At 57.9% G+C, this 13407-nt stretch carries 8 protein-coding genes; 3 read left to right on the top strand and 5 right to left on the bottom strand.

All coding sequences use genetic code 11. The features are described from left to right. Positions 1-106 precede the first annotated feature (106 nt). Positions 107-1258: a DcaP family trimeric outer membrane transporter gene (locus FGO67_RS05435; protein WP_203299660.1), complete on the top strand. Its 1152-nt coding sequence runs from the start codon at positions 107-109 to the stop codon at positions 1256-1258. A gap of 473 nt (positions 1259-1731) precedes the next feature. Here the strand turns inward: FGO67_RS05435 and aceF are convergent, their stop codons facing one another. Continuing rightward, complete coding sequence (gene aceF, locus FGO67_RS05430; protein ID WP_203299659.1) at positions 1732-3402, bottom strand: dihydrolipoyllysine-residue acetyltransferase; 1671 nt, start codon at positions 3400-3402, stop codon at positions 1732-1734. A 10-nt stretch (positions 3403-3412) separates the two neighbouring features. Then, a complete protein-coding gene (gene aceE / locus FGO67_RS05425; RefSeq protein WP_203299658.1) occupies positions 3413-6082 on the bottom strand; it encodes a pyruvate dehydrogenase (acetyl-transferring), homodimeric type in 2670 nt (889 codons plus the stop codon). A 660-nt stretch (positions 6083-6742) separates the two neighbouring features. Between aceE and FGO67_RS05420 the strand changes: the two genes are divergently transcribed. Beyond that, entirely contained in the window at positions 6743-8110 is a 1368-nt protein-coding gene (locus tag FGO67_RS05420) for a KamA family radical SAM protein (RefSeq protein WP_203299657.1), read from the top strand. A 41-nt stretch (positions 8111-8151) separates the two neighbouring features. Here FGO67_RS05420 and FGO67_RS05415 read toward each other — a convergent pair whose 3' ends face one another. Beyond that, the gene (locus FGO67_RS05415) at positions 8152-8394 is read right to left on the bottom strand and encodes a hypothetical protein (RefSeq protein WP_203299656.1); all 243 of its coding nucleotides are present in this window, start codon (positions 8392-8394) and stop codon (positions 8152-8154) included. Positions 8395-8619: 225 nt separating this feature from the next. Between FGO67_RS05415 and FGO67_RS05410 the strand changes: the two genes are divergently transcribed. After that, positions 8620-10599 (top strand): hypothetical protein, encoded by a 1980-nt coding sequence (locus tag FGO67_RS05410; protein ID WP_203299655.1) that lies wholly within the window; start codon positions 8620-8622, stop codon positions 10597-10599. A gap of 40 nt (positions 10600-10639) precedes the next feature. On the opposite strand, the gene FGO67_RS05405 is transcribed toward FGO67_RS05410, so the two are convergent. Together FGO67_RS05405 and FGO67_RS05400 are read right to left on the bottom strand one after the other, a co-directional pair. Then, on the bottom strand, positions 10640-11782 hold the full coding sequence (locus FGO67_RS05405; protein ID WP_203299654.1) for a helix-turn-helix transcriptional regulator: 1143 nt from the start codon (positions 11780-11782) through the stop codon (positions 10640-10642). Between the two features lie 154 nt (positions 11783-11936). Continuing rightward, entirely contained in the window at positions 11937-13364 is a 1428-nt protein-coding gene (locus FGO67_RS05400) for a hypothetical protein (RefSeq protein ID WP_203299653.1), read from the bottom strand. Positions 13365-13407: the final 43 nt, after the last annotated feature.

Raw genomic sequence — 13407 nt, 5'->3', positions numbered from 1 at the left:
CCTAGACATTCGTCTAAATATCGCGCGAATTAATTTGAACTGTCACAGATTCGTAACTACCTTGAGTCTTGGGTCCAACAACAATAAATGTGTGGAGACAACAACAATGCAAAGTAACAAATTAAGAATGGCTATTCGTGCGACGGCAGCAGCGGCAGTGCTAGGGGTAGCAGGCCAGGCTGGCGCGGTTAGCTTTACCGCTGGCGATTACGACATGGCTGTTTATGGCTATGGCCGCCTGAACGCCAGTTACGATATCGATAGCAACCAGGCGCTGAGCACCCGCTCGGGCTCCTATGCCGGCCTCGCTGGCAACGATGATGCAGCAGATGGCCACTTCGGCGCAGACGCTTTCCAGAGCCGTATTGGTGTAAAGGCCACCAGCCCCGAAGGCGTTATGGTCAACATTGAGGGTGACTTCCGCGGCGGCGGTGGTGGCAGCCTCCGCCTTCGTCACGCTTACGGCTCCTACATGAATGTTCTGGCCGGTCAGACCTGGTCAAACTTCACCAGCTTCGTGGGCAACACCTCAACTCTGGACTTTGACTCCCTGCCGGGTAACGCAGGCCTGCAGTCACGGGCGCCTCAAATCCGATACACCACCGGTCCGCTGTCTTTCTCTCTGGAGCAACCGAACAGCTCTTTTGTGAACGACGATGCAATCTTGCCGGCTGACGTCGCAGAGAAGGACTCAATGCCAGCTCTGACCGCTCGCCTGGAAGATTCCGCTGGCGGCCTGGCATATTCAGCCGCGGTTTTGGCCCATCAGGTAGGCTATGACGACGGCGATAACGACGAATCAGCGTTCGGCTTTGGCACCTTCCTGTCGGCCAAGATGTCGCTGACCGACATGATCACCATCCAAGGTAACATTTCATACTCCGACGGCGCCAACAGCTACCTGTATCGTTCTGGCGAGAACTTCGGTGCGGAAAGCGCCTTCATTGACGCCTCTGGCGATGTTGAAACCATCTCCGGCTATGGCGCCACCATCGGCACCGGCATCAACCTGGGCGGCGGTCGCAGCATCAACATTGGCTACGGCATGGTCGAAGTTGATTGGGATGACGCCGAGGACGAAGGTTATGACGTAGCTGACAAGAGCGAAACCAACTCAGCTGTCATGGCCAACTACAAGTGGAGCCCGGTCAAAAACGTCATGATGGGCGTTGAATACCAGTTCCTGAGCCGTGAAAATGTTGATGGCACAGACGGCGACGCCAGCCGTATCCTGTTTGCCTCGCAGTACAACTTCTAATCTTCCTTAGAAGTTAACTCGGAAAAGCCCCGGCCCTGCCGGGGCTTTTTCGTTCCATCCCGGTGCATCCGGCACCAACTTGCTGCACTCCCTTTTTAAGCACCCAGAACGCCAACCCTTAACACCCCAGCAATTCATACACTTAGCCAGCACTTAGTTTTTGGCACACTCGATGCTTTGTTAACCCTGAACAGAATGCGACGGAATCACTCCGCCCGGTCCAGCGTAGCAACCCACGAGGTGACACCATGAAAAAAGCCAAAGACCAGAACCTGCTGTTTGAACTGACCCACCCGGACGAAGCGGCCACCATGCAGGACCTGCACGATTACTTCGACTGGATGTTCTTCGCCAACTAACAGACTCCTAAGGAAAGGCGCTCAACGGAAGAGAGCCCCAACGAAAAAAGCCGGAAAGGCATGATGCCCTTCCGGCTTTTTTGTCGACCGAAGAAACTTCGGAACCCGAGCCTGTTACAGCAGCAGGGACCGAATATCTCCCAACAGCTGACTCAGCAGCGTGGTGAAGCGCGCCGCATCTGCCCCGTTCACCGCTCGGTGATCGTAGGACAGCGACAGCGGCAACATCAACCGGGGCTGGAACTCCTTGCCATCCCAAACCGGCTTCATCGCCGCCTTGGAAATACCCAGAATCGCCACCTCCGGCGTGTTCACGATCGGCGTGAACGCGGTGCCACCAATACCACCGAGGCTGGTGATGGTGAAGCAGGCGCCCTGCATCTCTGATGGCTTCAGCTGCTTGTCCCGGGCCTTCTGGGCCAGTTCAGCGCTTTCCGCCGCCAGTTCCCACAAGCCCTTCTGATCCACGTTGCGAATCACCGGAACCATCAGCCCGTGCGGCGTATCCACGGCAATGCCGATGTGGATGTACTTCTTGCGGATTACTTCCTTCTTGTCCATGTCCAGAGAGACATTGAACTGAGGCAGTTCCGCCAGCGCCGTGGCACAGGCTTTCAACATGAAGGGTAGCGGTGTCATCTTCACACCTTTCTTCTCGCCAGCGGCCTTCTGGGCCTTGCGGAAGTCTTCCATGTCTGTGATGTCCGCGTCTTCGAACTGGGTCACGTGAGGCACGTTCAGCCAGCTGCGCTGCATGTTGGTGGCCGTGGCCGACATCATGCGAGACATCGCTTCTTTTTCGATCTCACCAAACTGGCTGAAGTCCGGCAGCTTGACCCCGGGAATACCGGAACCGGTACCCACGGATGCGCCTTGCTGGGCCTGCTGCAGCTGGCTCTTCACGTAAGCCTGAACATCGTCTTTCACGATCCGGTTCTTGGGGCCTGAGCCTTTAACGCGGGTCAGATCGGCGCCCAATTCACGGGCCAGCTTACGCACGGCCGGGCCAGCATGAACCTTGGTGCCCGGCGCGGGCGGCTCGTAGGTCGCACCCTGAGGCTCGGGAGCGGCTTTTTCCTGCTTGGACTGCTCAGGCTTAGCCTCATCCTTCTTGGCTTCCTTGGCGGGCTCCGCCTCGGCCTGATCGTCTGACTCGCCACCTTCTTCCTCGACGGTCATCTCGAGCAGATCGTCGCCTTCGGACAGCTTGTCGCCCTCAGACACCAGGATCTTGCCAACCTTGCCCGCGTAGGGCGCCGGAATCTCCATGGTGGCCTTGTCCGACTCGACCGTCACCAGGGCGTCGTCCGCCTCGATGGAATCGCCTTCGGCGACGTTGATCTCGATCACCGGGACATTGTCGAAGCCATCCAGAGCCGGAACCTTAACGGTTTCCTTGCGCGAGCCACCGCCTTTTTTCGCGGCCGGCTTGCTTGGCTCTGCCTTATCGGCAGAGCTGTCACCGGATTTGGCCTCAGACGCGGCTTCGGATGCCTGCTCGGACTTGTCGTCAGCTTCCTCTTTGGCGTCGTCTCCGCCACCGGCACCACCCACTTCCATGGTGCCGACAACGTCGCCTTCCTTGACCTTGTCACCGACCTTCACACTGATATTGGTAATCTTGCCAGTGCCTGGCGAAGGCAGCTCAACCGATGCCTTGTCGGATTCCACCGTCAGAATCGGATCCTCTTCTTCAACCGAATCCCCCTTGCTGACGATGATTTCAATAACCTCGACCTCGTCCGCACCGCCGAGATCGGGAACCTTGATTTCCTGTTCACTCATGGCGGTCTCCTTAGCTCAGCACCGGGTTCGTTTTGTTGCGATCGATTCCGTACTTCCGCATGGCTTCGAGAACCACATCCTTCTTAACTTCACCGTCCTGCGCCAGTGCCGACAGAGCGGTCACGGCCACGTGATAACGGTCAACCTCGAAGTGACTGCGCAGCTTCTCGCGGGTATCACTGCGACCGTAACCATCGGTACCCAGGGTAACGAAAGTCTGCGGAATGAAGGCGCGAACCTGCTCGGAGAACAACTTCATGTAGTCCGTGGAAGACACCACCGGCCCCTGCTGCTTCTCCAGGCACTCAGTAATGTATGCCTTCTTCGGCGAGTCGTCCGGGTGCAGACGGTTCCAGCGGTCGACATGCTGACCGTCACGGGCCAGCTCGTTGAAGCTGGTGACACTCCAGACATCACTGGCAATCTCGAAGTCTTCTTTCAGCAGTTCGGCAGCAGCACGCACCTCGTTGAGGATTGCACCAGCGCCCAGCAGCTGAACCCGGGGCGCTTTCTTCTTGCCCTTGGTTTCAACCGAATCCAGCAGGTACATGCCCTTAATGATGCCGTCTTCAACCTTCTTGCCTTTCGGCATGGCCGGCTGCTCGTAGTTTTCGTTCTCGATGGTCAGGTAGTAGTAGACGTTCTGGTTGTCCTCGAACATCTCCTTGATACCGTGCTGCATGATGACGGCCATTTCGTAGCCGTAGGCCGGGTCGTACGACTTACAGCTCGGGATGGTCTGCGCCAGAATATGGCTGTGGCCATCCTGGTGCTGCAGGCCTTCACCGTTCAGCGTGGTACGACCGGCGGTACCACCGACCAGGAAGCCCCGCGCCTGGATATCGCCCGCGGCCCAGGCCAGATCGCCTACACGCTGGAAACCAAACATAGAGTAGAAGATGTAGAACGGCACCAGCGGGAAGTTGTTGGTGCTGTACGACGTTGCCGCCGCGATCCAGGCTGCCATGGAGCCATCTTCGTTGATGCCTTCCTCAAGGATCTGACCTTTCTTGTCTTCCTTGTAGTACATGATCTGTTCACGGTCTTCCGGCACGTACTTCTGGCCTTCGGACGTGTAGATGCCCAACTGGCGGAACATGCCTTCCATACCGAAGGTCCGCGCCTCGTCTGGCACGATCGGTACTACCCGCTTGCCGATGCGCTTGTCTTTGGTGAGCGCCGTCAGCAGGCGAACGAACGCCATGGTGGTGGAGATCTCGCGACCATTGGAGCCTTCCAGCAGTGCCTTGAAGGTATCCAGTGGCGGCGTTTCCAGACGCTGGCAGTCTTTCCGACGCTTCGGATAGAAACCACCAAGCTCCTGACGACGCTTTTTCATGTACATCATTTCCGGGCTGTCCGGCGCCGGGCGGTAGTAGGGAACCTCTTTCAGTTCCTCGTCTTTCAGCGGCACGCCAAACCGGTCCCGGAACGCCTTGAGCTGTTCCAGATCCAGCTTTTTCAGCGAGTGGGCGGTGTTCTGGGCTTCGCCGGCAGTACCGAACCCGTAACCCTTGATGGTGTGCGCCAGGATGACCGTCGGACGGTTACCGTGATCGTGGACAGCCTTGTGATAGGCCGCGTAGATCTTGTAGGGATCGTGACCACCCCGGTTCAGCTTGCCGATGTCTTCATCAGACAAATTTTCCACCAGCTTGGACAGCTCCGGGTACTTGCCGAAGAAGTTCTTGCGGGTGTAAGCCGGGCCGTTGCTCTTGAAGTTCTGCAGGTCGCCGTCGACCGCTTCGTCCATCACGCGCTGCATCAGGCCATCTTTGTCCTTCTCGAACAGCGGATCCCACATGCGACCCCAGACGACTTTGAGCACGTTCCAGCCAGCACCACGGAAGATACCTTCCAGCTCCTGGATGATCTTGCCATTACCCCGTACCGGACCATCAAGGCGCTGCAGGTTGCAGTTAACCACGAAGATCAGGTTGCTCAGGTTTTCCCGGCCGGCCATGGAAATGGAGCCCAGAGTTTCCGGCTCGTCACACTCACCGTCACCGACAAAGCACCAGACTTTCCGGTCGCCCATGTCGATCAGCTCGCGACTGTGCAGGTACTTCATGACGTGGGCCTGGTAAATGGCCTGAATCGGCCCCAGACCCATCGACACCGTGGGGAACTGCCAGTAATCCGGCATCAACCAGGGGTGGGGGTAGGAGGACAGGCCATCGCCATCAACCTCTTCCCGGTACTTGTCGAGCTGCGCTTCCTCGAACCGACCTTCAAGGTAGGAACGGGCGTAGATGCCGGGCGATGAATGGCCCTGGAAGTAAACAAGGTCGGATTCGCGCTTCTCGTCACCGCCGTGGAAGAAGTAGTTAAAGCCAACATCATAGAGAGTGGCGGCCGACGAGAAGGAAGAGACGTGCCCACCCAGCTCACCAGGACGCTGATTCGCCCGGAGCACCATTGCCATGGCGTTCCAGCGGATGAGCGAGCGAATACGGCGTTCCATAAACAGATCACCCGGCATCCGCGCTTCCTTTGTAGCCGGAATGCTGTTGCGGAATGGCGTGGTGATTGAATATGGCAGCTCGGTGCCTTCCCGGCTTGCCCGCTCGGACAGCCTCTCAAGAATATACTTGGCCCGGTCAACGCCTTCCTGCTCGATCAGAGATTCAAGCGCGTCCAGCCATTCACTGGTTTCAATGGGATCATCGTCCTGGTACATCAAACCCTCCCCTTGGCATCAAAGAGTGCCGCGCTGGCCACGATCAGCAGTCACGCGCGTGCGGTGTAGATAAGCTGCGATGGATTGCAGAGTATTGTTATGGGTGTATAAGCGAAGCAGCGGCGCCGGCGAACCGTGCCTGAACCTTCCTCAAGCATAGAACAGCCTCACCACTTTGCCTGTCTGATCACCCTGAAAGATAACGGCTTTTGGCCCGAGGCCGCCGATCGAGCTGGACACAGAGGGAACACAACGCCCGAAAAGTAGTATTTTTACTACATTATCATTGGCAAGCTCAATCAAACGACGTGTTTTCTCCCGTTTAAAGGAATAACTTGCGGTTAGTTACGGAAGAATGACCGTTTTTGGACCATCAAACAACCTCATTCAGACCAAGGTCGTAGGGGCGGCAATCCATCACAATTCATTCTTACGCTAAATTTTTCACACCAAGCTATTTACGACATTTCCATGACTTTAGCCGAAGATTACCGCCAGTTCAGGGTTGCCATATCTTTAACCTGCGTTCAGGACTGGCTTTTTTAATTAGACCTGAAAATAAACAGCAAGTTATGTATACTCGCCTGCCCGTTTTTTAACCAGCGGAGTGGCGGCAATTCCGCCCTCCTGTCTTATGGCTTACAACACAGAGGGCGACCTATGAACTCCATCGTCAGCTTTCCCAACCGGATTCCGACTACTGAATTCGAGGAGCGGCGCTTCAAGGTCTACACCGACAAGCAGCTCGATAAGATCGACATCATTCAAGACACCCTGCCAGAGGCCACCCTGTTCGAAATGAAGGTGGTCGCCAGCGTGCTGCCCTTCCGGGTAAACGAGTACGTGATCAACGAACTGATCAACTGGGACAAGGTACCCAACGACCCGATTTACCAGCTGGTATTCCCACAAAAAGCCATGCTGAAGGACGAGCATTACGAGCGCATGGCAAAACTGCACCGGGACGGAGCCGACAAGAAGGAAATCCAGGCGGTCGCCAAAGAAATTCGCGACGACCTGAACCCGCACCCGGCCGGGCAGATGGAAATGAACATGCCGGAACTGGATGGCGAAGTGCTGGACGGCGTTCAACACAAGTACCGGGAAACCGTGCTGTTCTTCCCGGCTCAGGGCCAGACCTGCCACTCCTACTGCACTTTCTGTTTCCGCTGGGCGCAGTTCGTCGGCGACAAAGACCTGAAGATGGCCAGCACCGAAGCGGAAAAGCTGCACGGCTACCTGCAGGAGCACACCGAGGTGACCGACCTGCTGGTGACCGGCGGCGATCCGATGGTGATGAAAACCAAGCACCTGGTGCAGTATCTGGAACCGCTCCTGGAACCAGAGTTTGACCACATCCAGACCATTCGGATTGGCACCAAGGCGCTAACCTTCTGGCCGTACCGTTTCGTTACTGATAAAGACGCCGAAGAGCTGATCGACCTGTTCGCCAAGCTGGTGGAGGGGGGCAAGCACGTGGCGATCATGGCGCACTACAATCACTGGCAGGAAATCACCACCGACATCGCTGAAGAGGCTATCCGCCGCATTCGCTCCACCGGTGCCGAGATTCGAGCCCAGGGCCCGCTGATCAAACACGTGAACGACGACGCCGAAGCCTGGGCCAAGCTCTGGAAGAAGGAAGTGCAGCTCGGCATCATCCCCTACTACATGTTTGTAGAGCGGGACACCGGCGCCAAGAACTACTTTGAAGTGCCGCTTGTGGAGGCCTTCCATATCTACCGCGAGGCCATAAAGAAGGTCAGCGGCCTGGCCCGCACCGCCCGTGGCCCGTCAATGAGCGCAGGTCCCGGCAAGGTGGAAATCCAGGGCATCACCGAGATCAAAGGTGAGAAGGTGTTCGTTCTGCGCTTCCTTCAAGGCCGCAACCCAGACTGGGTTCAGCGCCCGTTCTTCGCCAAGTACAGCGATACCGCAACCTGGTTGCATGAACTGGAGCCGGCATTCGGGGAAGAGAAGTTCTTCTTTGAGGATGAGTTCGAGCAGATGAAGAAAGGCAACGCCTGATAGGCCAGCTGCCCGCCAGCGGCCCCGACCGGGGTCGCTGGCTAGCGCCCCCGCGACTCACGACGGGCTTTCCAGGATGGAATTACCCACACCATCAGTGCGCCGAAGACCACACCGATCACCCCAATCAGCACCACCCGCAAATCTGCGTTGTCCAGCAGCCCACCCTGAAACGCCTGAACCGCCTTTAGGCCGGCAATCAGCAGCCAGGGCGTGAATAGAATCAGCGCGCTCCACCCCATGAAACGCTGAATTTTCCGGCGATCATCTTTAACACTGCTCATAACCATATCCTCCACAAATCTGTCCCGAGACTTACTCGAAGCGGCGCCGATTGGATCAGATCAATCAGCCCTACCAGACCTGCGTCAGCACGGACTTCAACATAAATTCGGTGATTTCTCCCCGCAGCCAATCAAGCGAATTACCCCCATATGAGGGCATTTTCCAGATGGGCCACATGCTAGTTTCATGCGACACCACACTGGCTGTTCATCAAGGAGTTTTCAGTGAAAAAAGTACAACTCGTGGCAATCCTGGGCGCCCTGTCCTCGTCGTTACTGCTCGCTGGGTGCGGCGGATCATCGGGTGGCGGCAGCGCATCCGGCACCGGCACCTCCAACGGCTCCATCTCTGGCACAGCTTCAGCACCGGCTGGCACTGTCGCCCTCTACGAAACACCCAACACGTTCGAACTCGCGCTTAACTTCTTCATCCCGCCGCTGGCTGCCGCCATTACCGGCCTGGATCCGATTGAAGGTGCAACCGTTGAACTGATTCGAGTGGACAACGACGGCAACCAGGTTGGCAACGTATTGGCGACCACCACCACATCCGTTACCGGCGACTACCGGCTGACGCTACCCGAAGGCGTTAACCTCGCCGGTAACCTGGTGGTTCGAATCACCGGCCAGAACAGCACCCATCTGCGAGCCCAGGTGGTCGAGCAGGATGTCGACATTTCGCCCGTCTCCGAATTCGTCCTCCAAAAGTTCATTACTCAGGGCGCCAAGCTGGACCAGCTGTTGGTCGCCGACGTGGTGAAGCTTGAGGGGCGGGTCGAGGAGTTTGATCTCAGCTTGTCGGATTCAGTCGACCTGGAGCAGGCATTCGCAACCCTGGAGAATGAAATCGGCGATTTCGTTGAAAACGAAGTCGCCGTTGCAGCCTCCGAGAAAGGCAATGCGCCCAGTGTTGCGGGCACCTACCGCAGCGCCGCCTTATCGTTCGGCCTGCATGACAGTGATGACACCGATATTGGCACCTACGCGAACGACCTTTGGGCCAGCACCTTCACCTTCGCCGATACCGGCAGCGGTAATGTTGAGGTCACCCACGTCGGCGAAGAGAGCGCTTATGGCAGCCTGTCCGGCTCCGCTATGAACCAGAGCGGGGTTTACTACGATGTGGGCACAGAAACAGTCAGCGAAAGCTTCCCGGCAATCCTGACCGACAGCGGCATCCTGTCGATATCCGGAGAGTTCGAAGAGGAAATCGATGGCGACTACGGTTGGCGCTTCCCGGCAAACACCTACAACCTGCAGCGAGTGTCTGACGCCGGACTGTTTTTCCTGATCTCCAATGAAGCCGCCGTGCGCTACGCCACCGTGGACACCAACGACGATGGTGAGAAGGATGCAGTCGATCCGCAACAGAAGGCGGGTGACGAAGTGTTCCGCTCGCTGGAAGTCTTCAGTCGCCAACCGACAGCGTTCGAGAACGCTGACCTGACTGGACAGTTTGGCCGCGTTTACCTTGGCTCCTGGATGCAGAACGGTGTCATCGAGGTGTCAACGGAAACCAACGTGATGACGTTTGATGGCAATGGTGGTTTCGATTACGGAGCCGTCAGCGGTCATCAGATCGGCTTGAGCTCCGGAGGTGCTAACTACGCCTTACTCTCGGAAGCCGGAGCGCCGGACCAGACCATCGCAATCACCCCTGACGGCGACATCACCTCGGCCGGCGGCTCAGACTCCGATGGCTTCATCAACGACACCTTCAATTTCATGGCCTTTGCCGAAGCCGAGGGTACGGACCAGGACAACGCTGAAACCAGCAAAACGCTGCTGGTAAAATTGCCCGACACCGCCCCCACCGTGACCGGCAACCGCTACCGCATGATGCTCACTGCCATGAAACTGGGTGCCGGTGAGCAATTTCTGATGACCTCCAGCAAATTCAACACCTTCCTGACCATGACCTCGGAAACGGAGGCCACCATTGACGGCGCCATCTTCGAGGTCGCCAAAACCGGTCTGGCCGGTAACATCGCGGTGACCACCGAGACTGTCGAAACCACCGCCGCCGTGGCCCTGGGCGGCGCAGAGCCCACCACCCTGACCATCACAGACGAAGAGGGAACAACAACTCTGAAAGGCTTCTTCAACCAGGATGCCAGCCTTGGCGTTTTCACCCTGAGCTGGAAGGAGGGCGACCAGAATCCGGACGAGCTCGGCCTCGTAGTTCTGGTTAAAACCACCGATTAATTCACCTGGCTTGCGAGGCTGGCGCCAGCCAGCCTCGTGACTACCGCAGCAGCGACGACAGGATGACGCTGATCAACTGGCCCTGCCGGCTCTGACCGGTTTTCATGAACACCTGCTTCAGATAGCTGCGCATCGTGGCCTCGGTCTTATGTCGGCGAAGCGCAATCTCCTTAAGGCTCAGCCCGGTGATCAGGTCTTCACACAGCTGCGCCTCCGCCCAGGAGAGCGAGAAATAATCGCGAATCATTGCCGCATCGGGAAAGGTTCTCAACGCAGAATCCAACACCGTCACCAAAACGCCGCCAGTCAAAAGATCGTTGTGTTCGAGCGGGCGAAGGGTCATCAGCAGCGGAGCGCGCCCGGGCCGCTTAACAACCAAAGTTTCCGGATCACAACCATCGCCTCTGAAATCGGCACGCCCGACTCGCGTGATGGTCTGAAAGAACGCGTTTTGAGTGGCCTCATCAAAAAACGTAAACCGGTCCTGTCGCAGGGCGACGCAACGCTCCCGCGCCAAAAACTGCTCGCCACGCTGGTTAGCCAGCACCAGCATGCCCCGGTTGTTGAACACGAAAGCCGCCTCGGCAAGCAGCTCAATAATCGCCGATAGCGCTTTGCTCGAGTCCGGGTGTTGATGAAAGGTCTCAGCCAGGCTCACCGTTTGTCGAATAAACGGGATCAACCGGTCCATCGCCTGAAGCTCTGCCGGAAGATAGGGCCCCTGAGCAACCGTGCGCTGCACCGTCAGGAGAATAAGGTGATGATCGGTGGCATCCACCACCAACCAGGCGGAATCGAGCATGTCCAGATCCGATTCCCAGCGCTCATAATCATCACCGGGCGGTCCGTCTTCCAGCAGGGGTAGCGCCGACCGAAAATTGCCCGGCTGTTGAGTGACGGCGTAATTGGTCACCGCATCGTGGGCAATCATGTTGTTTTCGACGTACCAGTCAATGAATTCATCAGACAATCCGGCATACCAGATGTGCTCAATCGCGCGCGGGCTGCGCCGGATGAAACTGAGCTGTGCCGCACACCCGTTGACCGAGGCCTGCAACATGGCCAGGAAATCGTGGAATCCAGCCTGATTCTGGAGCGACTGATACAGACACTGAATCAACTCGCCTTCGTTCGCTGGGAAAAGTTGAGGCGGCACCGCTTCCTGCTCATCTTGAGATGACATCACGCATTCCTTATCGCGTCAGTTGAGCGACCTATTGGCCAAGGCGGACGGTTGTCACTATAGAGGAACGAAGAGAGATGTGTAGAGGAAAACGGGCCTTTCCCCGGGCTGTGCCACTCTGAGATAGCGGCCGCCCTGCCCCAAAGCCGCGCCTCTATTCCGTCAGAGATTGAAAGAAATCAAGCACAAAGGGGTCATCGAAGTGCCGCCGCCCCACGAAAGACACCGCGTGATGCCCCCACTGGCGCATTGCGCCAGCAGACACGACGCCAGAGGGCCACAACAGGAATCGTTCGGGTCGCTCGGTACCCGCGATCAGTCCATCGGCACCATAGAGCCGGCCGCCAGCGTGAGTCGCTCCGCGCAAGCGGTCGAGCGCTTCAAGCCGATACGTCTGGGTTTTTACCCGACGCTGCAGCTGACCAGAAAAATCCGCAGCCACCAGCTGATGGTCGCCCGCAGACAGAGACAACACCGGTGCGACTGAGCCACCCGGCACACTTCCCAGCACCCAGAGCTGTTCCGCCTCAGGATCTACATCTGGCCTTAGTCTCAGGCCACCGTCCACCAGCAGCCATTGGTGGTAACAACCACACGGGTGGATGGTGTCGTACACCAGCGCTTGCCCGGCCTGATCCATTGTGACCCGCCACATGACCCCGTCCAGGGCACCGGCATAAATATCCACCACACCCTCAGGTGGCCGGGCCGGGAACCAGAGCACATAGGTCAGTTGCGGCAGAATAGCGCCATCTAGAAACGTGAACCCAAGCTGGGTGAACACCACTGGCTCAGGGCGAAACTGCAAGCGACCATCCCCACTACGTCCTGGCACACCGGGCACATCATTGCTATCCCGGGTGTCGATCCTCCAGCTCGGGGCGTGCCGCTGCACCAGGGCGCGAAACTCGTCCTCGCTGAGAACCGGGATCCCAAGGCTGTCCCGGCGATAGGGCTCTGGAGCTGCCCTCGCACCAGAGCGGCCCGGCACCGGGCCATACCGACGCCAACCGGACTGGACGTCATAACGTCCAAACCGATGGGCCAGCTCACCCATGGTGACGGAGGCACGCCAACGCACAATCGGGGTCACCAACGGGTAGAGGCCGAACACCTGGGCAGCGGTACTGTAGCTGTCAGGAACGGTCGCCGCCTGCTGCAGCGCTGGCCAGAACTCGGCACTTGAAGAGAGCGCGGTGATGGCCTGCTGGGCACAAGCACGGAGATCCGCCAGCAATCGGTCAGCCTCCGGCGGGCCGCCCTGCAACTCGTACCTCCAGGCAGTCACCGCTTTAGTGTGCGACCGGGTAAGCCAGTCGCGGCGCTGGGGCGGGGATAGGGCCGCCAGGTCAAAGCTGGCCAGAAAACGATCAACACGCAGGTAGGGAAACCCCGGCGGCGACCAGTCCTGAACGTCAATACGCCCGCTGGTCTCAACGGATAGGTGCCAGCGCTCGAACAACCGCTCGCAGCGGTCCGACACGGAAATCACGGGAGCATAGGGATATTGGCGGCCAGCACAACCGGCGACCGCCAAACACAACAGTACTAGCAAAAAGCCGAGCCGACCAAAACGCGCCATGATTGCCTACCGGGAGTCACCGCACCTTCCGGTTTGAAGGCAC

The organism is Marinobacter sediminum (assembly GCF_016820575.1).
Classification (GTDB): domain Bacteria; phylum Pseudomonadota; class Gammaproteobacteria; order Pseudomonadales; family Oleiphilaceae; genus Marinobacter; species Marinobacter sediminum.
Note: the sequence above shows the minus strand (reverse complement) of the source record. Positions and strands in the feature narration are given on the sequence as shown.